This window comes from Bradyrhizobium sp. USDA 4474 (assembly GCF_054057515.1).
Window position 1 is genome coordinate 3870470 of sequence record NZ_JBSRZJ010000002.1, and the last position, 24258, is coordinate 3894727.

The 24258-nt window shown below is 63.3% G+C and carries 23 protein-coding genes and 2 pseudogenes; 9 read left to right on the forward strand and 16 right to left on the reverse strand.

Translation table 11 applies throughout. The annotated features are described in order from the left end of the window. Positions 1 to 15: 15 nt before the first annotated feature. A complete protein-coding gene (locus tag ACVW16_RS20150; RefSeq protein ID WP_456736547.1) occupies positions 16 to 306 on the reverse strand; it encodes a hypothetical protein in 291 nt (96 codons plus the stop codon). A 72-nt stretch (positions 307 to 378) separates the two neighbouring features. Beyond that, the gene (locus ACVW16_RS20155; RefSeq protein WP_456736546.1) at positions 379 to 987 is read right to left on the reverse strand and encodes a DinB family protein; all 609 of its coding nucleotides are present in this window, start codon (positions 985 to 987) and stop codon (positions 379 to 381) included. A 48-nt stretch (positions 988 to 1035) separates the two neighbouring features. On the opposite strand from ACVW16_RS20155, the gene ACVW16_RS20160 reads away from it, so the two are divergent. Beyond that, a complete protein-coding gene (locus ACVW16_RS20160; RefSeq protein ID WP_456736545.1) occupies positions 1036 to 1974 on the forward strand; it encodes a LysR substrate-binding domain-containing protein in 939 nt (312 codons plus the stop codon). On the opposite strand, the gene ACVW16_RS20165 is transcribed toward ACVW16_RS20160, so the two are convergent. Further along, positions 1948 to 2178, reverse strand: coding sequence for a hypothetical protein (locus ACVW16_RS20165; protein WP_456700889.1), 231 nt, complete (start codon positions 2176 to 2178; stop codon positions 1948 to 1950). The two genes, ACVW16_RS20160 and ACVW16_RS20165, sit on opposite strands and share 27 nt — an antisense overlap. A gap of 213 nt (positions 2179 to 2391) precedes the next feature. On the opposite strand from ACVW16_RS20165, the gene ACVW16_RS20170 reads away from it, so the two are divergent. Then, positions 2392 to 2667: a hypothetical protein gene (locus ACVW16_RS20170; RefSeq protein ID WP_456736544.1), complete on the forward strand. Its 276-nt coding sequence runs from the start codon at positions 2392 to 2394 to the stop codon at positions 2665 to 2667. A 1270-nt stretch (positions 2668 to 3937) separates the two neighbouring features. On the opposite strand, the gene ACVW16_RS20175 is transcribed toward ACVW16_RS20170, so the two are convergent. After that, positions 3938 to 4141 (reverse strand): hypothetical protein, encoded by a 204-nt coding sequence (locus ACVW16_RS20175; RefSeq protein WP_456700891.1) that lies wholly within the window; start codon positions 4139 to 4141, stop codon positions 3938 to 3940. A 376-nt stretch (positions 4142 to 4517) separates the two neighbouring features. Continuing rightward, positions 4518 to 6329 (reverse strand): translation elongation factor 4, encoded by a 1812-nt coding sequence (gene lepA, locus ACVW16_RS20180; RefSeq protein ID WP_092233146.1) that lies wholly within the window; start codon positions 6327 to 6329, stop codon positions 4518 to 4520. A 126-nt stretch (positions 6330 to 6455) separates the two neighbouring features. Between lepA and ACVW16_RS20185 the strand changes: the two genes are divergently transcribed. Continuing rightward, a complete protein-coding gene (locus tag ACVW16_RS20185; protein ID WP_456738247.1) occupies positions 6456 to 8081 on the forward strand; it encodes a glycosyltransferase family 39 protein in 1626 nt (541 codons plus the stop codon). A 9-nt stretch (positions 8082 to 8090) separates the two neighbouring features. Here the strand turns inward: ACVW16_RS20185 and ACVW16_RS20190 are convergent, their stop codons facing one another. From ACVW16_RS20190 to ACVW16_RS20210, 5 genes are all read right to left on the reverse strand, one after another. Beyond that, complete coding sequence (locus ACVW16_RS20190) at positions 8091 to 8408, reverse strand: HPr family phosphocarrier protein (RefSeq protein WP_456700892.1); 318 nt, start codon at positions 8406 to 8408, stop codon at positions 8091 to 8093. Then, a complete protein-coding gene (locus ACVW16_RS20195; protein WP_007597752.1) occupies positions 8405 to 8806 on the reverse strand; it encodes a PTS sugar transporter subunit IIA in 402 nt (133 codons plus the stop codon). The genes ACVW16_RS20190 and ACVW16_RS20195 overlap by 4 nt, the downstream gene beginning before the upstream one ends. A 207-nt stretch (positions 8807 to 9013) precedes the next feature. After that, positions 9014 to 9478: an HPr kinase/phosphorylase gene (locus ACVW16_RS20200; protein WP_456700893.1), complete on the reverse strand. Its 465-nt coding sequence runs from the start codon at positions 9476 to 9478 to the stop codon at positions 9014 to 9016. Further along, on the reverse strand, positions 9475 to 11265 hold the full coding sequence (locus ACVW16_RS20205) for a stimulus-sensing domain-containing protein (RefSeq protein ID WP_456700894.1): 1791 nt from the start codon (positions 11263 to 11265) through the stop codon (positions 9475 to 9477). Before ACVW16_RS20205 ends, ACVW16_RS20200 begins: the two co-directional genes overlap by 4 nt. Positions 11266 to 11460: 195 nt before the next feature. After that, positions 11461 to 12162 carry a response regulator transcription factor gene (locus ACVW16_RS20210; RefSeq protein WP_027535781.1) on the reverse strand — a complete coding sequence of 234 codons (702 nt, stop codon included), beginning with the start codon at positions 12160 to 12162 and terminating at the stop codon, positions 11461 to 11463. 240 nt (positions 12163 to 12402) lie between these two features. Between ACVW16_RS20210 and ACVW16_RS20215 the strand changes: the two genes are divergently transcribed. From ACVW16_RS20215 to ACVW16_RS20230, 4 genes and pseudogenes are all read left to right on the forward strand, one after another. After that, positions 12403 to 13149, forward strand: coding sequence for a HugZ family pyridoxamine 5'-phosphate oxidase (locus ACVW16_RS20215; protein WP_456736543.1), 747 nt, complete (start codon positions 12403 to 12405; stop codon positions 13147 to 13149). 74 nt (positions 13150 to 13223) lie between these two features. Continuing rightward, positions 13224 to 13551 (forward strand): annotated as a pseudogene (locus tag ACVW16_RS20220) (tetratricopeptide repeat protein); the annotation flags it as partial. Next, positions 13547 to 14352, forward strand: a pseudogene (locus tag ACVW16_RS20225) (CHAT domain-containing protein). The pseudogenes ACVW16_RS20220 and ACVW16_RS20225, both read left to right, overlap by 5 nt. A 282-nt stretch (positions 14353 to 14634) precedes the next feature. After that, the gene (locus ACVW16_RS20230) at positions 14635 to 16251 is read left to right on the forward strand and encodes a phosphoenolpyruvate carboxykinase (RefSeq protein ID WP_456700897.1); all 1617 of its coding nucleotides are present in this window, start codon (positions 14635 to 14637) and stop codon (positions 16249 to 16251) included. Between the two features lie 94 nt (positions 16252 to 16345). Here the strand turns inward: ACVW16_RS20230 and ACVW16_RS20235 are convergent, their stop codons facing one another. Further along, entirely contained in the window at positions 16346 to 17161 is an 816-nt protein-coding gene (locus ACVW16_RS20235) for an acyl-CoA thioesterase (protein WP_456736542.1), read from the reverse strand. A gap of 95 nt (positions 17162 to 17256) precedes the next feature. Further along, on the reverse strand, positions 17257 to 19782 hold the full coding sequence (locus tag ACVW16_RS20240; RefSeq protein WP_456736541.1) for a glycogen/starch/alpha-glucan phosphorylase: 2526 nt from the start codon (positions 19780 to 19782) through the stop codon (positions 17257 to 17259). A 337-nt stretch (positions 19783 to 20119) separates the two neighbouring features. Between ACVW16_RS20240 and ACVW16_RS20245 the strand changes: the two genes are divergently transcribed. Continuing rightward, entirely contained in the window at positions 20120 to 20551 is a 432-nt protein-coding gene (locus ACVW16_RS20245; RefSeq protein WP_456700900.1) for a hypothetical protein, read from the forward strand. Between the two features lie 98 nt (positions 20552 to 20649). Here ACVW16_RS20245 and ACVW16_RS20250 read toward each other — a convergent pair whose 3' ends face one another. After that, positions 20650 to 21417, reverse strand: a complete 768-nt coding sequence (locus tag ACVW16_RS20250; RefSeq protein ID WP_456705137.1) for a DUF2865 domain-containing protein — start codon at positions 21415 to 21417, stop codon at positions 20650 to 20652. A 168-nt stretch (positions 21418 to 21585) separates the two neighbouring features. Beyond that, the gene (gene pyrE, locus ACVW16_RS20255; RefSeq protein WP_456700901.1) at positions 21586 to 22149 is read right to left on the reverse strand and encodes an orotate phosphoribosyltransferase; all 564 of its coding nucleotides are present in this window, start codon (positions 22147 to 22149) and stop codon (positions 21586 to 21588) included. A 174-nt stretch (positions 22150 to 22323) separates the two neighbouring features. On the opposite strand from pyrE, the gene ACVW16_RS20260 reads away from it, so the two are divergent. Then, positions 22324 to 22950, forward strand: a complete 627-nt coding sequence (locus ACVW16_RS20260; protein WP_456736540.1) for a glutathione S-transferase family protein — start codon at positions 22324 to 22326, stop codon at positions 22948 to 22950. Between the two features lie 39 nt (positions 22951 to 22989). On the opposite strand, the gene ACVW16_RS20265 is transcribed toward ACVW16_RS20260, so the two are convergent. Beyond that, entirely contained in the window at positions 22990 to 23625 is a 636-nt protein-coding gene (locus ACVW16_RS20265; protein ID WP_456700903.1) for a LysE family translocator, read from the reverse strand. A gap of 96 nt (positions 23626 to 23721) precedes the next feature. Continuing rightward, positions 23722 to 24255, reverse strand: coding sequence for an NADPH-dependent FMN reductase (locus ACVW16_RS20270; RefSeq protein WP_456802395.1), 534 nt, complete (start codon positions 24253 to 24255; stop codon positions 23722 to 23724). Positions 24256 to 24258: the final 3 nt, after the last annotated feature.

Sequence of the window (24258 nt, forward strand, 5' to 3'; positions counted from 1 at the left end):
CTCAGCACGCAGACGTCACAGCCAGTTGTCTTCGACAAAGCACCAGATCAATCCGCAGGTGAGCGCCAGTCCCGCCAGAAGCTTATGCGGGCTGACGATCAGGATGCCGGGGATCGGCACCGCCCCATGGGACAGAAGCAGCCAGATCGCGATGGTCGCCAGCGGCACCACCACGAGCCCTTCGACTCGCCTGAATCCAAGCAGCCGATCGGGCAGCCAGAACACGGCGACGACCGCGAGCCCGATCGCTCCGATCAGGATGACGAGATAGAGGCCGTATGCAACGGCCATGGCGAGCGTGTGCATCGGTCGGATCCGGTGAAGATCGCGGATATCGTGGTGGCGCACCGGTTAACGACGCGTTCATGCTCGCCCATGTCAGGGGCGTGCCGCCGCGGACCCGCCCAGCTGTTCGGCCAGATTGGGAGGTGGCAGTCCTCGCTGGAACAGCAACAGATCGAGCGGTGGCGGCTCCTGCTTGGTCACGATTGACAGGCATGCGTGCGCCTGACCGCGATGATGCGTCTGATGATTGAAAAGATGCATCAAGATATCCGAGAGCGGTTGCTCTTGTGGCTTTCCGGAGGTCGTCTGGTAGGCGTGCGGGCGCGCAAGCGTCGCTTCGTCGTAGCCGCTGACCACGGCGACGAGACGCGAGTCTTCCGCGAGGCGGGCGCGCGCGAGCTCCAATCGGTCGCCATAAAGAATTCCGTCGAGACGCTTCGGCTGTTCGCCGAGGCCTGTCAGTCGGGTCAGCCAAAGCCTGTCCGTGAGAAGGATGTGATTGAGCGTCCCGTGAAGGCTCTGGAAGAACACGCCGACATTGGCTCGATAGAGCTCGTCCGGCAGCGCCAGTGCTTCTTCGTAAAGGCGGGCATTGGCCCAGGCGTTATAAGCGGCAAGTTGCCGAAACATATTTCTCATCGGAGATAGCTCCACATCGTCGACGGTTCCCCGGCCCTTCGATAGCAGTTTGCGAGGCAGCAAAAGGGTGAGATAATCTCACGCAATCTCACGGCTTGGGATGATTCAGGCATGCTCCCATCGCTCAAAGGCCTGCAGGCGCTTTCTCTGCTTTCCCAGACCGGCAGTCTCACGGCAGCGGCAGAATCTCTTGGCGTCAGCCGTTCGGCGCTGTCACATCGCATCGCAGATCTCGAGCACCAGCTGGGCATTTCCCTCGTCCAGAAGCAGGGGCGTCTTGTCGGGCCGACCGATGATGCCGAGGCCCTCCTTTTGGTGATGGGCGATGCACTCGAGCGCATCGAGGCCGCCATCGAACCGATCCGCCGACGACGCAGCCAGTTGCGCATCAGCACGGTCGCGACGTTGGCATCGCATTGGCTTCTGCCGCGGCTTCCGGAGTTCCGCAACTTGCATCCCGATATCGAGCTCGCACTGACGACGACGCGAAGGGTCGTTGATCTGCAGGCCGAGGATTTCGATTGCGCAATCCGTTATGGGTTGGGACATTGGCCCGGGTTGACCGCGACCCTGCTGTTTCACGAGACCTTGGCTCCGGTCGCAGCGCCCGGCGTCGACCACACTCTTGAAGGCTCTTCCATCATCCGCGCCCGCTCTCGCTTCCGCGACTGGTCCCTTTGGTGGACGGCATGCCGGCGAGCGGGGAAGCCGAGCGAAGGCGGCATCATCGTCGAGTCTCGTGCGCAAGCCCTTGAGATGGCGCTTGCTGGCGGCGGTGCCGCGATGATCGACATGGCCTATGTCGGCGCGCACCTTTCGAGCGGAAGGCTACGGCTGCTCGGGCCGCCGATCACGCTTGGCGAGGGGATTTACCTCGTCCGCCGCCCCGTGCGGCGCAATGATCGGTTCTTCAACGCTTTCAAGCAGTGGATCATCGCAGTTTCGCTACCGCAAAGGTCCGAGGCGTTGCAGCTGCCCCGGCTTTCCCCTCCTGAACGATCACATAGCAACTCGCAGGGTGAATCATATCCGGGCCTTGGCGACGTATGACCCCGCCACGCATTTGTAGCGATCGATGTGCCAGTCGTCGGACCCGTAGATGGGGTGAGCGGTCTTCCATTGCGCCAGGCTCGCTTGGCCGAGCATGCAGCCCTGCAAGGTGACGCTCTGGTCCAACGCGGAATTCGTGACGACCACCTCAGTACAGTCTTGCGCGGAGAGGTGACATAACACGGCAACGACGGTGACGAACATGATCGGAATCCAAAATTCGAAACGGCCGGAAAATGAACTGAATATGCGCCGAATTTAACAGATGCGCGGCCCGCCCGACAAGGCGCCATGAAGCGCCGCTGCTGACATACCAGCGGAAACCGACGTATGGGCGCAAGAAGCCGCGATGTCTTTGGAACGCCGTATCAGGGCAATAATTGAGCAGGCGGGGCGAAGCCTTGGAGGAGTAAGCGGATGCGTTCGATTCTGGCCTTGAGCGTTTTGATCAGCCTGTGCGGTGTCGCGAACGCGGCAGCCATGCATGATGGGCACCGCCGGCACGCGGTGGTTCGTCCCCATCATCACATGTACCCATCAGGTCCGGGCGCGGGTTTTGCCTACGCGCCGCGCCCGTACTATCGGTCCGCACCATATGGCCGAAGCTACAGCGAACCATATTATGGCGCTTCGCAGGGCTACGCCCCGGGCGAAAAGGAGCGATTTCTCGAAAGTGTGCTCAGCCCCTATTGAGAGCGCGTAGCGCCTGGGATGGGCAGAGCGAAAGCGAAACCCACCAGACTTCCGTCTTGTCATCGGAGCGAGCTGGACACTGCGCTCGTCCGCAAAGGATCCTTTGCGTCGAGCGGCGAAAAATCAGCGCTCTGGTGAGGAGCGCCGGAATCAGCAGTCTTTGCAGATCTTACCGACCGTTCGGTCGGCCTTGTTGTTCTCCTGATCTATCTTCGCGTCGCTGTCCTGCTCGTTCGTGGTTGCGGGCCGGCCAATGCCGCCGGCAGGCGCGGTACCTCGAGCGCTGACGCCAGGAGACCCCGCGGATGCCGCAGTACCCGCCGCGTTGGTACCGGGCGCCTGTCCACGCGTGGTTGAACCACTGCTTTCGACCGTTCCCTGGGTCCCTCCGGATTGGCGGGGGGCGGAAGTATTCAGGTTGCCCGAACTGCCGTTCGCAGCGCTGGGCGAGTTGGCGGTAGGACTAGAACTTACACCGGGACCGGTGGCCGCGCCGATGGCGCCTGCGGGAGCCGATGCCGCTGGGGTGCCAGCGGCACCAGATGGCGCACTGCCGCCGGTTGATGTGGCGCCTCCAGTTGCGCCACCGCCTCCCGATCCGCCGCTACCGCCCCCGCTGCCGCCACCACCACCACCACTTTGGGCGAAGGCCGCACAGGGCAGGCAAACGGCAATGACAAGGGCAAAGCGGGAGGCTCTCATGTCGCAATTCCTTTTGCGACCAAGAGGCGCGCCCTGGTTTGGTTCCTATCGCGTCGTCTGATCTTGGAGTACGAGTTTGCCGCCCGGCCGGAAAGCCGACGTCCGAGCGCTTTCTAGACGAAGGACAGCGAAGGGCCGCAACCTGACATCGCTCTTCGGAGCGTCGCGAACCGCCGAGGCCGCCCTTGCCCTGGTCGGTTACTTGATTATCTGCGGCTTTCGTTATGCAGGCGCTGGGGCCTTGGCGAGGCGTGCGGACGGTGTCCTACAGCCCGAAGCCTCGGCCGATGTCCCGCATGAGCCGGAGCGCGGCTTCGGTATTGCGGCCATAGAAGAGCGCTCGATCAAGCTGCGAGAAGATGCCCATTCCGAATAGCGCTATGGCGATGCCTCTAAGCATGGTCGTGGACCGGGTTTGAACGATGCTGTGAGAGTTCAAAACGGCCCCAGCCGCAGGATGGGGTAAACAGCCGGGGCCGGCATTCCCATTCCAATGTGCCGCAATCGGCGGTGAACGGCACTCATCAAGTTAGCCACACAGAAGCTAACAAACTGTTTTGTTTCGCAGTCACTCCGCGGGTTGAGTGATACTGTGCTCTCCAGGAAGCGGTGAGCAAACCGAGCATTGGTCAAAATGATCGAGCGCCGCATCATTGGCCAAATGGTCCCAATACTCCGCTTCGGCCAGCAGTTTCCAACTGCGATCAGGATGGCGCGCGGCTGTCTGACGGCACAACACTGCCATCGCGCGCAGGCGACCCGCAGTATCCATGTACTCCTCCCACCATTTATTCTTGTTGATGAGAGCCTATTTTCTTTTTTTGCGTCGGAGTCATCACGGTTATGATCCTGAACTAATTTTCAGCCTCGAAGCGCGCCTCGGCTTCGTTACACCTTCAAATCGCGTTCCGCGCACAACTGCTGCGATTGCAAACTCGCCTGCCGTAGATCTACGGGTGATCAGACATCGTCGCCTGGAGGTTGCAGCGCTGGCATGATGCCATCATGCGCCTGTTTTGCCCGACGAGTCAAACGATATTCGTAAAATACGAAACCGGATGCCGCCAGCAAAGGGCGGCTACGGTGCATGGGGTTGTTTTCGAGATTTGCGTTATCCGGCCTGACGTCCCGGGCCGCACCTGATCACCTCAGCTATCGACCTTCAGCGCGGCAATGAAGGCTTCCTGCGGGATGTCGACCTTGCCGAACTGCCGCATCTTCTTCTTGCCTTCCTTCTGCTTTTCCAGAAGTTTCCGTTTACGCGTGATGTCGCCGCCGTAGCACTTCGCGGTCACGTCCTTGCGCAGCGCGCGGACCGTCTCGCGCGCGATCACCTTGCCGCCGATCGCCGCCTGAATGGGGATCTGGAACATGTGCGGCGGGATCAGCTCCTTCATCTTCTCGACCATGGCGCGGCCGCGCCCCTCGGCGCGGGTGCGATGCACCAGCATCGAGAGCGCATCGACCGGCTCGGCGTTGACCAGGATCTGCATCTTGACGAGATCGGCCGGCTTGTAGTCGGTGAGATGATAGTCGAACGAGGCGTAGCCCTTCGACACCGACTTCAGGCGATCGTAGAAATCGAACACCACCTCGTTGAGCGGCAGATCGTATTTCACCATGGCGCGGGCGCCGACGTAAGTGAGCTCCTTCTGCGCGCCGCGGCGGTCCTGGCACAGCTTCAGCACGCTGCCGAGATATTCGTCGGGGGTGAGGATCGTGGCTTCGATCCAGGGTTCCTGGATCTCCTCGATCTTGACGACGTCGGGCATGTCGACGGGATTGTGGATCTCGAGCTCGCTGCCGTCGGTCAGCTTCATCTTGTAGATGACGCTCGGGGCGGTCGCGATCAGATTGAGATCGAATTCGCGCGACAGCCGCTCCTGGATGATCTCGAGGTGGAGCAACCCGAGGAAGCCGCAGCGGAAGCCGAAGCCGAGCGCGGCCGACGTCTCCATCTCGAAGGAGAAGCTGGCGTCGTTGAGGCGCAGCTTGCCCATCGCGGCGCGCAGCGTCTCGAAGTCGTCCGCATCGACCGGGAACAGGCCGCAGAACACCACGGGGATCGCCGGCTTGAAGCCCGGCAGCATCTCGCTGACCGGCTTCCTGTCATCGGTAATGGTGTCACCGACCCGGGTGTCGGCGACTTCCTTGATCGCGGCGGTGATGAAGCCGATCTCGCCGGGGCCGAGCTCGTCGACCTGCTGCATCTTCGGCGTGAAGAAGCCGACGCGCTCGATGTCATAGGCCGCCCCCGTGCCCATCATGCGGACGCGGCTGCCCTTCTTCATGACGCCGTCGACGACGCGGATCAGCACGACGACGCCGAGATAGACGTCATACCAGCTGTCGACCAGCAGCGCCTTCAAGGTCGCATCGCGATCGCCCTTCGGCGGCGGCAGGCGGGTGACGATGGCTTCCAGCACATCGGGAATGCCGAGGCCGGTCTTGGCCGAGATCATCACCGCGTCGGAGGCGTCGATGCCGATGACGTCCTCGATCTGCTGCTTGACCTTCTCCGGCTCTGCGGCGGGAAGATCGACCTTGTTCAGGACCGGCACGATCTCGTGATTGTTGTCGAGCGCTTGGTAGACATTGGCGAGCGTCTGCGCCTCGACGCCCTGACTGGCGTCGACCACCAGCAGGGAACCTTCGCACGCTGCCAGCGACCGCGAGACCTCGTAAGCGAAGTCGACATGGCCGGGCGTGTCCATCAGGTTGAACACGTAATCCTTGCCGTCCTTGGCGCGGTAGGCGAGGCGCACGGTCTGCGCCTTGATGGTGATGCCGCGCTCGCGCTCGATGTCCATGGAATCGAGCACCTGCTCCTTGCCCGCCATTTCGCGGTCGGAGAGGCCGCCGGTCATCTGGATCAGACGGTCGGCCAGCGTCGATTTGCCATGGTCGATATGGGCGACGATGGAGAAATTGCGGATGTTGGAAATGGGGACGGTCGTCATGGGCGCGGGATACCACTCACATCCCCGTGCGGCAACCATATTGCTGTATTTTCAGGGTCTTTCTTCACGCCAAGCTGATTCCAAGCGAGGCCAAAACGCGCTACGCAAGCGCCCATGTCCAGGCTCATGTCAACGACCTCGATCCCCTCCGCCCGGGCGCGCGCGAAGACCCGCTTCAGGTTTGACCGTTTCCCGGCCTGGCTGGTTGCCTCCGCGACCCACCCCTCGGTCCGGCTCTGGCTGGTGATCGAATTCGCGATCCTGCATGCGGTGATCTGGACCTTCATCCTGATCAATCTCAAGACCGCGCAGGACGTTCACATGGACGTCGCAGAAGCCTGGGGCTGGGGCCAGAAATTCCTGTGGGGCTACGGCAAGCATCCGCCGCTGTCCGGCTGGATCGCCGGGCTCTGGTTCATGGTCTTCCCCGCCACCGACTGGGCGACCTATGCGCTCGCGATGGCGACGGCCAGTGTCGGTATGGTGATCTGCTGGCTGATCGCGCTGCGCGTGGTGGATCCGCGCCGCGCGTTCCTGGTCGTGGTGATGGTCGCGCTCTACCCGATCTTCAATTTCAAGGGGTTCAAGTACAATCCCGATCTGCTGCAGCTCGTCACCCTGCCGCTGGTCGTGCTCGCTTATCTGAATGCTTTCGAGAAGCGGAGCTGGCAGTCCGGAATCTGGCTCGGCCTCGCCGGCGCGCTGGCGCTGATGACCAAATATTGGGTGCTGACGATGATCGGCGCCATCGGCCTTGCCGCGCTGATCCATCCGCAACGGATGCGTTTCCTGCTGTCGCCGGCGCCCTGGGTCGCGATCGCGACGATGCTGGCGGCGATGATCCCGCACATCGTCTGGCTTGCGGATGCGCATTTCGTGCCGCTGACCTATGCCGGCGACACCTACAGCATCGAGGATGTCGGCCTCGTGCATCAGCTCGTGTTCGGCTATGTCCTGCACAACGCCGCGCTGCTGGCGTTGCCGGTGGCGCTTGCCGCGCTCGCTATGGCGCTGGTGCGGCCGTGGCCGACGCTGCTTGTGCGCGCACCGCTGCGTATCGTCACGCGGGCTTGGGCACGGGGGGGCAATGCGGGCGTCAATGTCTCGCAGGCGCTGAACGTCTGGCTCATCCAGGTCATCGTCGCGGCCGGGCCGCCGCTCGGCGCACTGGCCTTCGGCATCTACATCAAGACCGATTGGGGCATCTCGCTGTTCTTCCTGGTGCCGCTCGCGCTGGTCGCGATACCGGCATTGCGGGTGCAGAGGGCCGTGCTGTTCAACATCGTAGCGATCTGGCTCGTGCTCAGCGTCGCGACGCTTTTCGCTTCGCCGTGGATCGCGGCGCGCGAGATGGCGCTGAATGCGGACAACACGGCGACCTATGGCGCGCGCTCCGAGCTCGCGCGCGAGCTGACGCAAGCCTGGCATTCGCGCTTCGCCTCGCGCTGGGCGATCGTCGCCGGCACCATGGAATCAATCCAGCCGATGGTGTTCTACAGCCCCGACCATCCGGTTGCGTTCATCCCGAACGAGGCCTGGTCCTCCGGGCTGACGTCGCTTGATGAAGTCAAGAAACATGGCTTCATTGGCGTGTTCGATCCGACCGACGGTCGTCTGCCTGCATTCGAAAAATGGGTGTCGGAGATTGCGCCGAAGGCCGAGCGCATGGTGATGACGACGCGCCGCTTCACCCATGGCAAGGCCGGTCCGTCGATGACGTGGAACATCTATATCGCGCCACCGGCGAAGTGATCGAGCAGCCTAAACGCCTTCCTCGTTGAACTTGCTTTCAACGAGCTCGGTGATCGCCGCAAGCGCGGCCTCGGCGTCAGCGCCCGCAGCGGCGACCGTGATGGTCGTGCCCGGTCCCGCAGCTAACATCATCAGGCCCATGATCGAGGTGCCTCCGACGGTTTCGCCGCCGCGCGTCACCCACACCTGCGCGCTGAAGCGCTCCACCGCCTGGACGAACTTCGCGGAGGCGCGGGCGTGCAGGCCTCGTTTGTTGATGATCAGGAGCTCTTTGGAAATCGCGCCCGCGGGCACGCCCGTCCCCGCTTGTGGCACGTCGTCACTCATTTGCCGGCGAGCACCCGGCTGGCGATGGTGACGTATTTGCGGCCGGCTTCCTGGGCCATCGCGATCGCGTCCGGCAGCGGACGCTCCTCGCGGACCTTGGCGAGCTTCACCAGCATGGGCAGGTTGATGCCCGCGAGCACTTCGACCTTGGGCCGGCTCATGCAGGAAATTGCGAGGTTCGATGGCGTGCCGCCGAACATGTCGGTGAGGATCGCAACGCCGTCGCCGGAATCGACGCGGTTAACCGCTTCGATAATGTCGCTTCGGCAGAGATCGGAATCATCTTCGGCGCCGATCGTAATCGCTTCGATTTGCTTTTGTGGGCCCATGACGTGTTCAAGCGCTGCCTTGAATTCGTCGGCAAGGCGCCCGTGGGTCACAAGTACTAGACCAATCATCGGAAAACTCCCGCGGGCGCTTTTGGTGCGCCGCACGAACGCGCCACTTTGACCATCCAGAGCCCTCGCGCAAGAGGGGATGTTGCGTATCTCCCTGAATCTAGACGGATCGATGAGGGGAGGTGCGCCGGTCTACTCGGTCGCGAGTGTGGGGTTCATATGGTTACCATTTCCCTTCAAACAATCGGCTGGGGGCTTAGCAGAAGGTTAACTCTTGGTAGTGGTTAAGGCCGCGACAACCAGCGGCACGGGCGAATAGCCGCGGCCAACAGGGATTCGCGGTATTTCGACACCGAAAATGGTGGTTTTCAGCGCTTCGGCCGCAGGCAGGCGCTCGACGTCGGATGCGTCGAGATCGACCACGAGGCCGACCGTCGCATGCTCCGCAAAGTCGCAGCGGCGGATTCCCAGTCCCCGGATTTCGATCAAGCCGGCCAGCGCGGGGGCGGGACGGACCTCAATTTCCTTGCCGACTGTCGCCAGATGGACACGGTCGTCGCCGACCAAAACGGCGCTTTCGACCACGCCCGCGCGCCCCGCGATGATCAAATCGAAGGCAAGGCGCGACTTACCTGCGCCCGAGGGCCCGCGGATCAGCACCGCCATGGGCCCGACCTTGACCGCGGAGGCGTGCACGCTCGGGCCGACTTCGTTCAAGGTGCCTTGGCTCATAGCGCCGGCAGCCTCACCACGAAGCGCGCGCCGGCAACGGTCGGCGCCCCGTCTTCGTCGGTGGGACCGGCGCGATTCTCGGCCCAGATGCGGCCGCCGTGGGCGTCCACGATCTGTTTGGAGATCGATAGTCCGAGGCCGGAGTTCTGGCCGAAGCCCTGGTGCGGCCGGTCGGTGTAGAAGCGCTCGAAGATGCGTTCCAGCGCATCGTCGCGGATGCCGGGGCCGTCGTCGTCGACCACGATCTCGATCTCGCCTCGCACACGGCGGCAGGTCAGGCGCACCTTGCTGCCGGCTTCCGAGAACGATTGCGCATTGGAGAGCAGGTTGGAAACCACCTGCCCGAGTCGCGAATCATGGCCCGTGACCGCGAACGTATCGGTCGGGCTGCGGCCTTCGAAGCGGGCCTCGACCGCGACGTCGTGGCCGAGCTTCGTTTCATTGGCAACCGCGACCAGCGTGCCGAGCAGCCGCCTGAGATCGACCGGGATCGCGTCCTGCCGTTGCAGCTCGGCATCGAGCCGGCTCGCGTCGGAAATATCGGAGATCAGGCGATCGAGCCGCTTGACGTCGTGCTCGATCACCTCGAGCAGTCGAGCGCGACTGCTCTCGTTGCGCGCCAGCGGCATCGTTTCGACCGCGGAGCGCAGCGAGGTCAGCGGATTCTTCAGTTCATGAGCGACGTCGGCGGCGAACATCTCGATCGCCTCGATCCGCTTGTAGAGCGCATTGGTCATGTCGCGCAGCGCGCCGGAGAGGTGGCCGATCTCGTCGCGGCGGCGGGTGAAGTCAGGTATCTCGACGCGGGACTTGATGCGGCGGCGGACGCGCTCGGCGCTGTCGGCGAGCCGGCGCACCGGACCGGCGATCGTGCTGGCGAGCAGCAGCGACAGCATGATCATGACGGCGGCCGCGACGCCGCCCACTTTAAGGATCGCCAGGCGCTCGGCTGTGACCATCTGATCGATTTCGTCACCCTGCGTCGACAGCATCAGCGCGCCATGGATGGCGCGTGAGCGCTGCACGGGGACCGCGACCGAGACGATCACCTCACCGCGCGAATTGACCCGCACCATCGAGCGTTTCTGGCCCTGGAGCGCATCGGCTACTTCCACATAGCCATTGCCGTTTTCGCGCCCGAGCTCGCGATAGAGCGGCAGGTCGCCGCGATTGAGCCAGGTGCGCACTGCGACCATCGCGCGTTCGAGCAGCCCCGGCTTGTCCGACAGCGGCGGCAGTGGAATGCCCCGCACAGTATCGAGATCGCGGCTGTCGAGCAGCACAGTGCCGTTGGGATCGAAAATCCGCGCGCGGGTCTTTGTCGGCGAGATCAGCGTGCTCAAGACCGGCGCCACGCGCTCGGGATTGATCGGAAAATCCAGCGAATCATCCATTCCGCCGTAGCTTTCGCCCAATTTCAGGTCGAGCAGCCGCTCAGGGTCGACGGTGATTGCGTTTGTCTGCACCGTTGCCGACGCGCCGATGGCGCCGGCGATGATCTCGGCCTGCACCAGCAGGCTCTGTGCGCGCGCATCGATCAGGCCGGCGCGGAACTGCGACAGGTAAAGGATGCTCGCCACCAGCGCCACGAGGCCGGCGAGGTTGAGAGAGACGATGCGGCGGGTCAGGCTCGAGAAGGACAGCGCGAAGAAGAACTGCCCGGCGCGCTTGAGCCAATTCAACGGCCCCCAGCCGTTCACAACGGGCTTGTCGTCATGATCCGGGGCGCCGTGGGATGCGATGTCCTCGGCGTTCGAACTCTGGTCAGGCTGCGTTCGGTCCAGCAATGCTTACGCCCGCGTTAGGACAGCTCGTGCGACGGTCCTTGCATCCTAGAGCATGATCCGGAAAACTGTGCAGCGGTTTTCCGAAAGATCATGCTCAAACAATAGCCTGAAGCGCGATTGCGCTTCAGGGCATGCCCGGTTCTGATGAAATCAGAACCGGCGCAGCCCTCATCTGCTGGGAAGGCGGCAGCCGCCTCAGGCTTCCTTGAAGCGGTAGCCGACGCCGTAGAGCGTCTCGATCATCTCGAAATCGTTGTCGACCACCTTGAACTTCTTGCGCAGCCGCTTGATGTGGCTGTCGATGGTGCGGTCGTCGACATAGACCTGGTCGTCATAGGCGGCGTCCATCAGTGCGTTGCGGCTCTTGACCACGCCGGGCCGGGTCGCCAGTGCCTGCAGGATCAGAAATTCGGTGACCGTCAGCGTCACCGGCTCGTTCTTCCAGGTGCAGGTGTGCCGTTCCGGATCCATGCGCAGCAGGCCGCGATCGAGCGCCTTGGCATCGTTCTCCTTCGGTGCGACGGTCGGATCCTTCGGCGCCGAGCGGCGCAACACCGCCTTGACGCGTTCGACCAACAGGCGCTGCGAGAACGGTTTGCGGATGAAATCGTCAGCGCCCATCTTGAGGCCGAACAGCTCGTCGATCTCTTCGTCCTTGGAGGTGAGGAAGATCACCGGCAGATCGGACTTCTGCCTGAGGCGGCGAAGCGTCTCCATGCCGTCCATGCGCGGCATCTTGATGTCCAGGATGGCGAGATCGGGCTGGGTGGTGCGGAAACCGTCGAGCGCAGAGGCGCCGTCGGTGTAAGTCATGATGCGGTAGCCTTCGGCTTCCAGCGCGATCGAGACGGAGGTGAGAATGTTGCGGTCGTCGTCGACCAAAGCGATTGTGGGCATGAGCCTCTGCTTTCTGCTTTCCGTTTGGGTCGTGGCTTAAAACGGCGAGCAATCCAGTGATGCGCCGCATACATGGGTGCCGAACTGGCGTTCGAACCGGGTCACCGAGCAATGCAAGCTGGGCTGAAGTGTGACCAAGTTCCACGACACGCGGCAGATTCGCCGCATGTCGACCCATAACCGGGCTCGGGTTTACCCGAAAAAAGGCCCGCCTTGCAACCACCTGAGCTGAGAAAGCCAATGCAACCGACCCCCGATTTCGCTCCTCAAAAGCTCGCCAAATCGCTGCTGCGGCGCTCGCGGCAGGGGGCGCTCGCGACGCTGATGCCCGGCAGCGGCGACCCCTATTGTTCCCTGGTCAATCTAGCGAGCCATCCCGACGGCTCGCCGATCCTGCTGATCTCTCGGCTGGCCGTTCATACCAAAAACATTCTCGCAGATAACAGGGTTTCCCTGATGCTTGATGAGCGCGCCACCGGCGATCCACTGCAAGGCGCCCGGATCATGCTGTCCGGCCGGGCCGAGCAGGCCGAGACTGAGAAAGATCTGCTCCAGCGGCGGTATCTGAATGCCCATCCGTCGGCGGAAGCCTTTGTCTCGTTTGAGGATTTCTCGTTCTTTCGGATTCGCCTAACGGGAATCCATCTGGTCGCAGGCTTTGGCCGGATCGTCGATCTGAGGCCGGAACAATTCCTCGTCGACCTCACCGGTGCCGAGGACCTGCTGGTCGCGGAGGAAGGGGCGGTCGCGCACATGAATGCCGACCACCGTGACGCCCTGAGCCTTTACGCAACGAAGCTTCTTGGCGCGGCTGAAGGTGACTGGCGCTGCACCGGCTGCGACCCCGAAGGTCTCGACATGCAGGACGGTCAGACCGCGCTGCGGCTGGATTTTCCGGAGCGGGTCACCACCGGCACCGCGCTGCGCAAGATGCTTGTCCGGCTGGCCGGCGAAGCGCGCACCAAGATCGACCAGAAGCCCGACTAGCTCCGTCACGTTGAACGCCGCCCCCGATCGCAGCGACCCAAGATCGAGAACGTGTGAGGTTGGCAGCGAGAGGGGCCGCGCTTGATCAGCGGCAGGGCCGCTTTGCGGATGCCGAACCGCTGTTCAAGCGCGCGCTTGCGATCCGCGAGAGGGTGTTGTCGCGTGAGCATCCCGATGTCGGCCAGTCGCTGAATAATCTCGCCATGCTCTATGTGAAGCAAGGAGCGGTTCGCGGAGGCCGAGCCGCTGTTTCAGCGCGCGATCGCGATATTTCAGAAGGTCGGCGGTCCCGAGCATCCTGCGGTCGCGACGCTCCTGAACAATCTCGGCCAGCTTGATCGTGACTTCGGTCGCGACGCGGGGGCCGCTTGCGAGTGGTCGCGCCCGCCTGTGCGTCGTGCTGCCGATCCTGTTTGCGGCGGGTCAGCAATCGCTGCTGACACAAGACAAGGCGCTGGACGGGGCGCTCGCGGCGGTCGCCAACGAGTCTGCTGATCCTCGCGCACCACGGGGCAAGATTGCCGCGCGAAGCGTCGCGACGTCAGCCTGTACCGAGTTTTGGCGCGGCGCGGGCGTAGATCGCGCGCGGCTGGCGCAGGCGCTGCCGCAACTGCCCGACACCGCGGACGAGCTGAACGCCGTGGCGAAAGACGTCGGCGTGCCCACCGCCGACATTCATCTCGGTCGTGACGCCAGCGAAACGACGCTCAAGCGCGCACCGCTTGCTCAAAACAGCATCATCTACTTTGCAACCCACGGACTCGTTGCGGGTGGTGTCAAGGGTGTGGGCGAACCGTCACGCCGCTTTCGATTCCAGATCAACCGTCCGAGCTCGACGACGGTCTGCTCACGGCGAGTGAGGTCGCGCAGCTCAAGCTCAATGCAGATTGGGTGGTGCTGCCGGCCTGCAACACGATTGCCGGCGACAAGCCGGGCGCCGAGGCGTTGTCGGGATTGGCGCGTGGCTTCTTCTACGCCGGCGCACGTGCGCTGCTGGTTTCGCATTGGGCAGTGGATTCGGAAGCTGCCACCCGCTTGACCACCTCGACTTTCGATTTGCTCGAAAACGAACCAGAAATCGGGAGAGCCGAAGCTCTTCGGCGCGCGATGCTGGCGTATGTTGATGACACCTCCTCGCCGCGCCATGCGTATCCTGCGATATGGGGGCCATTCGCACTCATCGGCGAAGGTGCGGTCCGATAGCGCTGAGCTGTGATTGTGCGTCGCAAAACATCGAGCAACACCGAAAAAGCCATTTGGTTGCGCGATCATCGATGATTTTAGCATGACCTGCTCGGTGCGGACATGCGCGACGTTTGGCGCCCTCGTTGAATAAACCAAATCCTGCTGGATCAGCTTGGCAACGCCAGCGTTCATCAGTATTAGGTCGTCCAGCCGAGGCCGGCCGGCCTGTAATTCACGGTTGACTGCGAGGCGCTGGTGCTTGGTGGCGCCATGTGTCGCGGGTTTCTAGGAGGATTTTTCGTGCAAGAGACGGGCGTGCGCAACGGTGCCTTCGGCGCCGACAAATTCGGCTTAAAGAATCTCAAGCAAGTTCACTGGAACCTCGGCGCGCCGCAACTGTATCAGTATTCGCTCTCTGCAGGCGAGGCGGTGCTCTCTGCAGATGGTTCGCTCTGCGCCGACACCGGTGAATTCACCGGCCGCAGCCCGAAGGACAAGTTCACGGTGCGTGACGCCACCACCGACAAGAAGATGTGGTGGGCCGGCAATCAGTCGATCACTGCAGAGCAGTTCGAAACGCTCTATCAGGACTTCCTCAAGCATGCCGAAGGCAAGCGCCTGTTCGCGCAGGATCTCTATGGTGGCGCCGATCCGTCCTATCGCATCAAGACGCGCGTCTTCACCGAGCTCGCCTGGCACTCGCTGTTCATCCGCACGCTGCTGATCCGCCCGGAGGCGATCGAGCTCTCGACCTTCGTGCCGGAGCTTACCATCGTCGACATGCCGAGCTTCCGAGCCGATCCCAAGCGTCACGGCTGCCGCTCGGAGAACGTCGTCGCCATCGATTTCGCCCGCAAGATCGTGCTGATCGGCGGTTCTTATTATGCCGGCGAGATGAAGAAGTCGGTCTTTACCACGCTGAACTATTACCTGCCCGAGCGCGGCGTGATGCCGATGCACTGCTCGGCGAACGTCGGCGCCAATGGCGACACCGCGATCTTCTTCGGACTGTCAGGCACCGGCAAGACCACGCTCTCGGCCGATCCGAACCGCACGCTGATCGGTGACGACGAGCACGGCTGGGGTCCGAATGGCGTGTTCAACTTCGAAGGCGGCTGCTACGCCAAGTGCATCAAGCTCTCGCGGGAAGCCGAGCCCGAGATTTACGCCGCGTCGACGCGATTCGGTGCGGTGCTCGAGAACTGCGTGCTCGACGAAGACACCCGTGTGGTCGACTTCGACAACGGCTCCAAGACCGAGAACACGCGCTCGGCCTATCCACTCGAGTTCATCCCGAACGCTTCGCGCACTGGCCGCGCGCCGCAGCCCAGGAACGTGGTGATGCTTGCCGCCGACGCCTTCGGCGTGCTGCCGCCGATCGCCAAGCTCTCACCGGCGCAGGCGATGTATCACTTCCTGTCCGGCTACACCGCGAAGGTCGCCGGCACCGAGCGCGGTCTCGGCAATGAGCCGCAACCGGAATTCTCGACCTGCTTCGGCTCGCCCTTCCTGCCGCTCGATCCATCCGTCTACGGCAACATGCTGCGCGACCTGATCGCCCAGCACAATGTCGACTGCTGGCTGGTCAACACCGGCTGGACCGGCGGCAAGTACGGCACGGGTTCGCGCATGCCGATCAAGGTGACGCGCGCGCTGCTGACCGCCGCGCTCGACGGCTCGCTGCGCAACGTCGAATTCCGCACCGACAAATATTTCGGCTTCGCAGTCCCGAACGCGCTGCCGGGCGTGCCGAGCGAGATCCTCAACCCGGTCAACACCTGGAAGGACAAGGACGAGTTCGACAAGACCGCGCGTCGCCTGGTCGGCATGTTCCAGAAGAACTTTGCCAAGTTCGAAGCCCAGGTCGACGCCGAGGTGCGTGCGGCGGCGCCGGACGTGAAGCTCGCGGCGGAGTGATTGCCCTGTCTTCAATGCAAAAGGGGCGGCCGAGAGGCCGCTCTTTTTGTTTTGTGCGCTCTTCCTTCCCCCCTTGTGGGAGAGGGTAAGACAGTCAGGCCTTGAAATACGCCATCTGCGTGCTCGTCGCGAGCAGCCGTCCGTCCGGCGACCACAGCTCGGCGTTCTGGTCGGCGTAGCTCTTGTGCATGATCTTCGAATCAGCCGTCGCGAGCACGCGCGTGATGTCCTCGGCCGCGAGCTCTTCGGCATCGGTGTGGAAATAGGTCGTCAGCGACACTGTGCCGAACGGCACCAGTTCGCGTCGTGCGTGGAAGATGCGGCCGAAGAAGGCGTCCGACATCGACATCAGCGAGAGCATGTCGAGCTTGCGCGGCTCGCGATCCGCAATCCAGATTTTCGAATAGGTGCTGGCGAGCTCGGCCTGCGGCGGCCCGAGGCGCATCTCGCCCTCGACGAAGCGGAATTCATACTGGTTGGCCCAGGACGCCTGGATGTTCGGGAACGGCAGCGTCTGCTCGAACGGCTTTGCATCCGGGGCCTTTGCCACCCTGTGCTCCCATGAGGGGCGGCGCTCGGCGAACACGGCGGTGGCGAGTGTCGCGACCTCGCCGCCGTCCTGCGACAGTTCGACGCTCCAGTGCTGGCTGGAGCGGTTGCCCTTCACCAGTCGCAGGTCGAGATCGAACGGACCCCTGGCGATCGGCGCGCAATAATTGACCGTCAGCGCCAGCGGATCGCCGGCGCGTTGCGGGTGTTCGATCAGCGCGCGCAGGATGGTCGCGGCCGTGACACCACCGAACGGGCCGACAAAGGCCCAGTAGTCGTCGCTCGTTCGCCCTTGCCAACGTGAGTCACCGGCGGTGATGCGCGTGGCGTCGTCGAAGGGGTGCGGGAGCTTGGCGTGCATGATCATGTCCGGCGTTCGATGACGGACGTCATATCACGTCCGCCGCCGGTCCGTGCAATTACCTGCGGGGTAGCCGATTTCACGCTGCGGAAAAATCAGCTCGCCGCGTCCCGCATGGTCTCTGCCATCTGAAACGGTGGCGCCGCCGGATTGACCGGCACGTTCCAGATCTCTTCGGCATATTCGCGGATGGTGCGGTCGGACGAGAACCACGCCATGCGGGCGACGTTGAGGATCGAGGCGCGGGTCCAGGCCGGTGAGACCAGCCAGCGCGCATCGACCGCGCGCTGCGCCTCGTAATAGGAATCGAAATCGGCGCTGACCATGTAATGGTCGAGATAGCGCAGCGCGTGCGCGATCGATTCGAAGCGGCCCGGATCGCCGGGCGAGAACTCGCCGGTTCCGATCGCATTGATGGCGCGCTGCAGCTTCGGCGAATTGCGGATCACGTCGGAGGCGTCCAGCCCCTGCTTGCGCCGGATCATCACGTCGCCGGCTTCCATGCCGAAGATCGCGATGTTCTCCACGCCGACCTGGTCGCGGATCTCGATGTTGGCGCCATCGAGCGTGCCGATGGTGATGGCGCCGTTGAGCGCCAGCTTCATGTTGCCGGTGCCGGATGCTTCCATGCCGGCCGTCGAGATCTGCTCCGACACGTCGGCTGCGGGGATGATCACTTCGGCAAGGCTGACATTGTAGTCGGGCAGGAAGACGACCTTGAGCTTGCCGCCGATCGCGGGATCGTTGTTGACGATTTCGGCGACGTCGTTGATCAGCTTGATGATGAGCTTGGCGTAGCGATAGCTCGCAGCCGCCTTGCCGGCAAAAATCTTCACCCGCGGCACCCAATTGCCATTCGGGTCATCCTTGATCGACTGGTACAGCGCGACGGTCTCGATGATGTTGAGCAACTGGCGCTTGTATTCGTGGATGCGCTTGATCTGCACGTCGAACAGCGCGGTCGGGTCGACCTTGATGCCGAGCCGCTCGCCGATCAGGCGCGCCAGCGCCGTCTTGTTGTGCAGCTTGACGCTCCGGAACTTTTTCTGGAATTCGACGTCGCTGGCCCGCGCCTCGATCAGCGAGAGCCGGGTCGGATCGTCGAGCACGGCTTCGCCGCAAGTCTCACGCAGCAGATCGGTGAGCTTCGGATTCGCCAGCATCAGCCAGCGGCGGAAGGTAATGCCGTTGGTCTTGTTGGTGATGCGGCCGGGATAGAGATGGTTGAGATCGTGGAACACGGTCTCGCGCATCAAATCCGAATGCATCGCCGAGACGCCGTTGATGCGGTGCGAGCCGACGAAGGCGAGCTGGCCCATGCGGACGCGACGCCCGCTCTTTTCGTCGATCAGCGAGACAGAGGCCCGGAAGTCGATGTCGCCGGGAGCGCGCGCTTCGGCCAGCGCCAGATGCTGGACGTTGATGCGATAGATGATCTCGAGATGGCGCGGCAACAGCCGCTCGAACAGCTCGACCGGCCAGGTCTCGAGTGCTTCCGGCAGCAGCGTGTGGTTGGTGTAGGAGAGCGTGGCGACGGTGATCTTCCAGGCCTCGTCCCAGCGGAAATTGTGGAGATCGACGAGGATGCGCATCAACTCGGTGACGGCGAGGCTCGGGTGTGTGTCGTTGAGCTGCACCGCGACCTTGGACGACAGGCTGCGCAGCTGGCCGTCGGAGGCGAGATGCCGCTTGATCAGATCCTGCAGCGAGGCGGAGACGAAGAAGTATTCCTGGCGCAGCCGCAGCTCGCGACCCGCCGGGCTCTCGTCGTTCGGATAGAGGAATTTGCAGATCGCTTCCGCGCGCGACTGCTCCGCGCTGGCGCTGACATAATCGCCCGAGTTGAAGGCATCGAGCTTCAACGGATCGGGCGAGCGCGCCGACCACAGCCGCAACGCGTTGACGTGCTGGCCGCGCCAGCCGACGATCGGCGTATCATAGGCGATCGCCTGCACCGTCTCGCTCGCGTGCCAGAGCGCGCGGTCGCGACCCCTGTCGTCGACATGCTCGACGCTGCCGCCGAAATTGACGTCGTAGATCACCTCGGGGCGCTGCAGTTCCCAGGGGTTGCCGAAGCCGAGCCATTCGTCCGGATATTCCTGCTGCCAGCCCTGATTGATGATCTGTCGGAACAGGCCGTAATCGTAACGGATGCCGTAGCCGATCGCGGGGATCTGCAGCGTCGCCATGCTTTCCATGAAACAGGCGGCGAGCCGCCCGAGGCCGCCATTGCCGAGCGCCGCATCGGGTTCGCATTTGCGCAACTCAGGCAGCGACACGCCGAGATCGCCGAGCGCCACATCGAAGATCTTGAGAAGGCCCATATTGTTGAGCGCATCGGTGAAGAGGCGGCCGATCAGGAATTCGAGCGAGAGATAATAGACGCGCTTGCGGCCGGCGTCGTAGCTGCGCTTTTCGGCCGAGAGCCAGCGATGCACGATGCGATCGCGCAGCGCCAGCGCTGCGGCCTGGTACCAGTCGTGCTTGGTCGCCATGCCCGCATCCTTGCCGATGGCAAGGCGCAGCTTCGCCAGGATCGCGCCCTTGATCTCCGACAGCGCGAGTTCGTCGATAGGCTGACCGGGGGCGGGGACGTTGGGTTGGAACGATTGATCTTGCAAAGCCGTCACTTCCTGGTCGACAGAAACACCATTAACACCTACGCGTATTTCTCCCGAACCGGAACCATCGCTGGTCCGGCAAGGGCACTGCGCTGCCGTAAAATTATGCAAAGAACGGGCCGCTTTGGGAACCCGGGCCAGCACGGAGGAACGCTGATTCGGTGCCGGATCGGGTACCGATTCAGCTACCGCCGGGGAAAGCCGGGACGACGAGCCCAATCGTCAGCGGCGCATCCGGAACAAATTAAGAACAATTTAGCAAGTCTTTGATATATCATTGTGATTCGGCACCTTGCCGACACAACATCTAGGGTCTGACGTCAGTCGCGAGGACTACATGTCCACCATTGCCTTCGATCAATTTGCCCTCACCCGGATCGCCGATTTCGCGCGGTCGCTGTCACGGCTGCATCAGGCGGCGCGGCGCTATGCCGTCGATGACGACCAGTTCGACCGCGAGTTCAACGCGGTGTGCCAGTCGATCTGGGGCTACACCATCGACGACATCAGCGACGATCTGTTCGCGGCCGAGGATCACCACTTCCTCGACACGCTTGACGAAGCGCATGCGCGCATCTTCGCGGCCGAGCAGGGCTATGACCTCGTCGGCGAGACCGGCCTGCTGACCGATTGGTGGGGTTTCTGCTGGATGATCCTGGCCGAGAAGCGCGGCCTGCTGACGCCTGACAACCGTGCCGCCGCGCGTGCGGCGATCGAGGAGAAGTATCTGGCGGCGCCGAACGTGATCGGAGTGATTATCGGAAGATAGGGCCGCATCCACTGTCATTGCGAGGAGCTCGCGACAAAAATGCGAAGCAATTTTGCGCCCAAGCGCGAAGCAATGACGACTTGGATACGGTCCGGACCCTAATCCAATCCTGCTCGCTTCGCCGACTTCGCCGTCGTCTTCGGCACATCAGTCACATCAGGCAATGCCTCGCGCACGATCTCGGCCGCCGGGGCATCGGCTGCCACTGTCTCCGCGCGCACCGGCGCCACCTTCATTTCCCCGAGTCGGGCGCGGACCTGCGCGGTGAGGCCGGGATAGGAGGCCACCGGGGTGAACTCGGCGGTCTGGTCATTGCCGAGACGAACGCCCGTATAGGCGACGAGGCCATCGCTGGTGGCGATGACGTCGCCGGCCTTCAGCGAGCCATCCAGCGTCAGATCGACCGGAGCGAGGCCTGCCGGCTCGCGGCCGTTGCAGGTGCAGTCCGCGCGCAGCGCCTTGCGATAGGCGAAGGCGTTTTCGCTGTCGGCGTAGCGCTCGCCGGTCTGGCTGTAAGCGTAATCGATCGAGGAGCCGAAAAACACTTTCGTGGTGCTGGCGGGACAGAAGGCCTGACACATCTGCGCCGGCGAGGCGAGGCCGCGCATCAGCGGAAAATATTTGCCGTCGCAGCTGCGCACGCAGAAGGCCGGGCCCGAACCGCCAGCCGACGCCGAGCGTGTCGTCGGCTGAGTGGCCGGATTCTGCTGATTGCCGAACGGATCGACGAAGGAGCTCGACGGTTGCGGAATATCCCGTTGCGGCCGCTGTTGGGCGCCGCCGAAGAAGAAGTCGAACAGGCCTTCGGCCGCAACCGGGGCCGGGCTCGCAAGCAGCGGTGCTGCAAGGGTGGCGGCCATCAGCATCGCGCAACGCCGCAGGCGCGCATGGGACACATTCGTACGCAACGCTTACTCCACCCGACGCTACTGACCTGGCCGGAACCTCTGGGGTTTCGGCACATGATTTACCATAAAGCGGGATGGTAAACGAGGAGTTGCTCCAGCTCGCTCCGCTTGCGGGGAGAGGAGAGATCACGCCTTCAGGAATTCCGAGGCCTTGTACAGCGAGCGGAACGGCAGGCCGGCCGCGCCAAATGTGTCGGTAGCACCTTCCTCGCGGTCGACCATGGTCAGCACCAGCACGACTTCCGCGCCGGTCTCGCGCACGGATTCCACGGCCTTCATCGCCGAGCCGCCTGTCGTGGTGACATCCTCGACGATCACGACGCGCTTGCCGTCGAGCGTCTCGCCTTTCGGCAGACCTTCGATCGCGAGCCTGGCACCGTGCTCCTTCGGCTTCTTGCGCACGAAGAAGGCCGCGATCGGATGGCCCTTGATCCAGGAGATCTGCGCCAGCGCGCCGGCGAGCGGCACTGCGCCCATCTCGAGCCCGCCAATGAAATCGAGATTGTCGTCCTTCAGCGTCTCATAGGTCAGCTCGGCGAGCAGCGTTGCGCCCTCGGGGTCGAGCATGGTCGGCTTGAGGTTGAAGTAGAAATCGCTCTTGCGGCCCGATGCGAGCGTCACCTCGCCCCGGCCGAAGGAACGGCGGCGGATGATTTCGAACAGGCGGGCGCGGGAGGCAGATTTCGACACGGGGGTCCCTCGAACGGGGTTTTCAGAAGTGGCGGAATTTATCCGCGACGGCCGTGACATTCCAGAGGGGGGCGCCCCCGTCAACAGGGATCGGCCATCCCGGTCCGCCGGTTGTGGCTGTGCAACTATCTGGGGTAGGTGGATGCCTGGTATCCCGGGAAGGAAAACAGGCCAATGATCATCGAGCTGCACACCTGGAACACGCCGAACGGCCGCAAAATTTCGGTCGCGCTGGAGGAAATGGGACTGCCCTACAAGGTGGTCCCGGTGAACATCACCAAGGGCGAGCAGATGGCGCCGGGGTTCCTCAAGCTCTCCCCCAACAACAAGATCCCTGCGATCGTCGACCCCGAGGGCCCGGACGGCAAGCCGGTCAGCATCTTTGAATCAGGCGCGATCCTGCTCTATCTCGGCGAAAAGACCGGCAAATTCCTGCCCAAATCGCTCGGTGCGCGTATCCCCGTCTATGAATGGCTGATGTGGCAGATGGGCGGCTTCGGCCCGATCCCGGGCCAGGTGCATCATTTCATCGCGCTGGAGAACGAGCAGGACCGCGCCTACGGCTTGAAGCGCTACATGGCCGAGACGCGCCGGCTCTATGGCGTTCTGGACCGTCGCCTGGACGGGCGCGATTTCGTCGCCGGCGATCTCTCGGTCGCCGATTTCGCCATTCTGGGCTGGGCTTGGCGGCATCCCCGCCACAAGGTCGAGCTCGCCGACTTCCCCAACGTCAGGCGCTGGTACGACGCCCTGATGGCGCGCCCGGCCGTGAAGCGGGGCATGGACGCGAAGCTGGATTGATCTTCTCTTACCCTCCCCTCAAGGGGAGGGTGGGAAAGCTCACGCCTTCCGCGCTTCGACCGCCATCCGCACCGCAAGCCCGGCCAGCACTGTGCCCATCAGCCAGCGCTGCACCAGCATCCAGCTTGGCCGGCTCGCCAGGAACAGCGCGATCGATCCGGCCGCCAGCGCGATGATCGCATTGACGCTGACGCTGATCGCGATCTGGATCGCGCCCAGCACCACCGACTGCGCCAGCACGCTGCCGGCGGCGGGATCGATGAACTGTGGCAACAGCGCCAGATACAGCATCGCGATCTTCGGGTTGAGCAGATTGGTGACGAGCCCCATCGCGAACAATTTGGGCGGGCTGTCGATCGCGAGCTGCTTTACCTGGAACGGCGAGCGACCGCCCGGCTTCACCGCCTGCCAGGCGAGCCAGAGCATGTAGCCGGCGCCGGCAAAGCGCAGCGCGTCATAGGCGAAGGGAATCGCAAGCAGCAGCGCCGTGATGCCGAACGCCGCGCACAGCATGTAGAACACGAAGCCCAGCGCGACGCCACCGAGCGAAACGATCCCGGCCGCCGGCCCCTGCGTGATCGAGCGCGAGATCAGATAGATCATGTTCGGTCCCGGCGTGAGCACGAGACCGAGGCAGACGAAGGCGAAGCCGAGCAAGGCTGAGGTGTGGGGCATGATCCAACCGGTGCGGGAGCGGCGCTGGTTTTAATATGCACGGCGATGCGACGCCATCGCGCAATTGCACGGAGGACAATTCGTTTGGTCCGACGCCTAGGCCCGCGCGGTGTTGATGAAGGCCGCAAAACGCTCCATCGCCACGCGCAACGGTTCTGCGAGGGCGGGATCAGCGGCGATGCTGTGCTCGTCCCAGGCTCCGCCGAGCAGCGGCAACGTCAGGCAGGCGTCCGTGGCGAGCCGGGCCGACATCGTCTCGAGCGTCAGCGTCAGGGCGGCCAGCGCGTGTGTCGCACGCGGCGACGTGTTGATCAGCGCGACGGGCTTATCAGGAAATTGGTGGCTGCCGACAAGCCAATCGAGCGCATTCTTCAACACGCCAGCGACGCCGCGGTTATATTCAGGGCTCGAGATCAGGAGCCCGTCGACGCCGCCGATCATCTCGCGCATTGCGCCGACCGGTGCAGGCACGTTGTCGCCATCGAGATCCGGATTGAAGAAAGGCAGGCCTGCAATCCCTTCGAACTGGATCACCTCGACACCATCCGGCGCGAGCCGGGCCGCTGCGCGCAACACGGCTGTGTTGCTCGAACCCGCGCGCAGGCTGCCGGACATGGCGGCGATTTTCATCGG

What these genes read in the sequence shown, in the direction of transcription:
- ACVW16_RS20150 (WP_456736547.1), bottom strand. Translation starts at nt 306, where the DNA reads ATGCACACGCTCGCCATGGCCGTTGCATACGGCCTCTATCTCGTCATC.
- ACVW16_RS20160 (WP_456736545.1), top strand. Translation starts at nt 1,036, where the DNA reads ATGCTCCCATCGCTCAAAGGCCTGCAGGCGCTTTCTCTGCTTTCCCAG.
- ACVW16_RS20165 (WP_456700889.1), bottom strand. Translation starts at nt 2,178, where the DNA reads ATGTTCGTCACCGTCGTTGCCGTGTTATGTCACCTCTCCGCGCAAGAC.
- ACVW16_RS20170 (WP_456736544.1), top strand. Translation starts at nt 2,392, where the DNA reads ATGCGTTCGATTCTGGCCTTGAGCGTTTTGATCAGCCTGTGCGGTGTC.
- ACVW16_RS20175 (WP_456700891.1), bottom strand. Translation starts at nt 4,141, where the DNA reads ATGGATACTGCGGGTCGCCTGCGCGCGATGGCAGTGTTGTGCCGTCAG.
- lepA (WP_092233146.1), bottom strand. Translation starts at nt 6,329, where the DNA reads ATGACGACCGTCCCCATTTCCAACATCCGCAATTTCTCCATCGTCGCC.
- ACVW16_RS20185 (WP_456738247.1), top strand. Translation starts at nt 6,456, where the DNA reads ATGTCAACGACCTCGATCCCCTCCGCCCGGGCGCGCGCGAAGACCCGC.
- ACVW16_RS20190 (WP_456700892.1), bottom strand. Translation starts at nt 8,408, where the DNA reads ATGAGTGACGACGTGCCACAAGCGGGGACGGGCGTGCCCGCGGGCGCG.
- ACVW16_RS20195 (WP_007597752.1), bottom strand. Translation starts at nt 8,806, where the DNA reads ATGATTGGTCTAGTACTTGTGACCCACGGGCGCCTTGCCGACGAATTC.
- ACVW16_RS20200 (WP_456700893.1), bottom strand. Translation starts at nt 9,478, where the DNA reads ATGAGCCAAGGCACCTTGAACGAAGTCGGCCCGAGCGTGCACGCCTCC.
- ACVW16_RS20210 (WP_027535781.1), bottom strand. Translation starts at nt 12,162, where the DNA reads ATGCCCACAATCGCTTTGGTCGACGACGACCGCAACATTCTCACCTCC.
- ACVW16_RS20215 (WP_456736543.1), top strand. Translation starts at nt 12,403, where the DNA reads ATGCAACCGACCCCCGATTTCGCTCCTCAAAAGCTCGCCAAATCGCTG.
- ACVW16_RS20235 (WP_456736542.1), bottom strand. Translation starts at nt 17,161, where the DNA reads ATGCACGCCAAGCTCCCGCACCCCTTCGACGACGCCACGCGCATCACC.
- ACVW16_RS20245 (WP_456700900.1), top strand. Translation starts at nt 20,120, where the DNA reads ATGTCCACCATTGCCTTCGATCAATTTGCCCTCACCCGGATCGCCGAT.
- ACVW16_RS20250 (WP_456705137.1), bottom strand. Translation starts at nt 21,417, where the DNA reads ATGCTGATGGCCGCCACCCTTGCAGCACCGCTGCTTGCGAGCCCGGCC.
- ACVW16_RS20260 (WP_456736540.1), top strand. Translation starts at nt 22,324, where the DNA reads ATGATCATCGAGCTGCACACCTGGAACACGCCGAACGGCCGCAAAATT.
- ACVW16_RS20265 (WP_456700903.1), bottom strand. Translation starts at nt 23,625, where the DNA reads ATGCCCCACACCTCAGCCTTGCTCGGCTTCGCCTTCGTCTGCCTCGGT.
- ACVW16_RS20270 (WP_456802395.1), bottom strand. Translation starts at nt 24,255, where the DNA reads ATGAAAATCGCCGCCATGTCCGGCAGCCTGCGCGCGGGTTCGAGCAAC.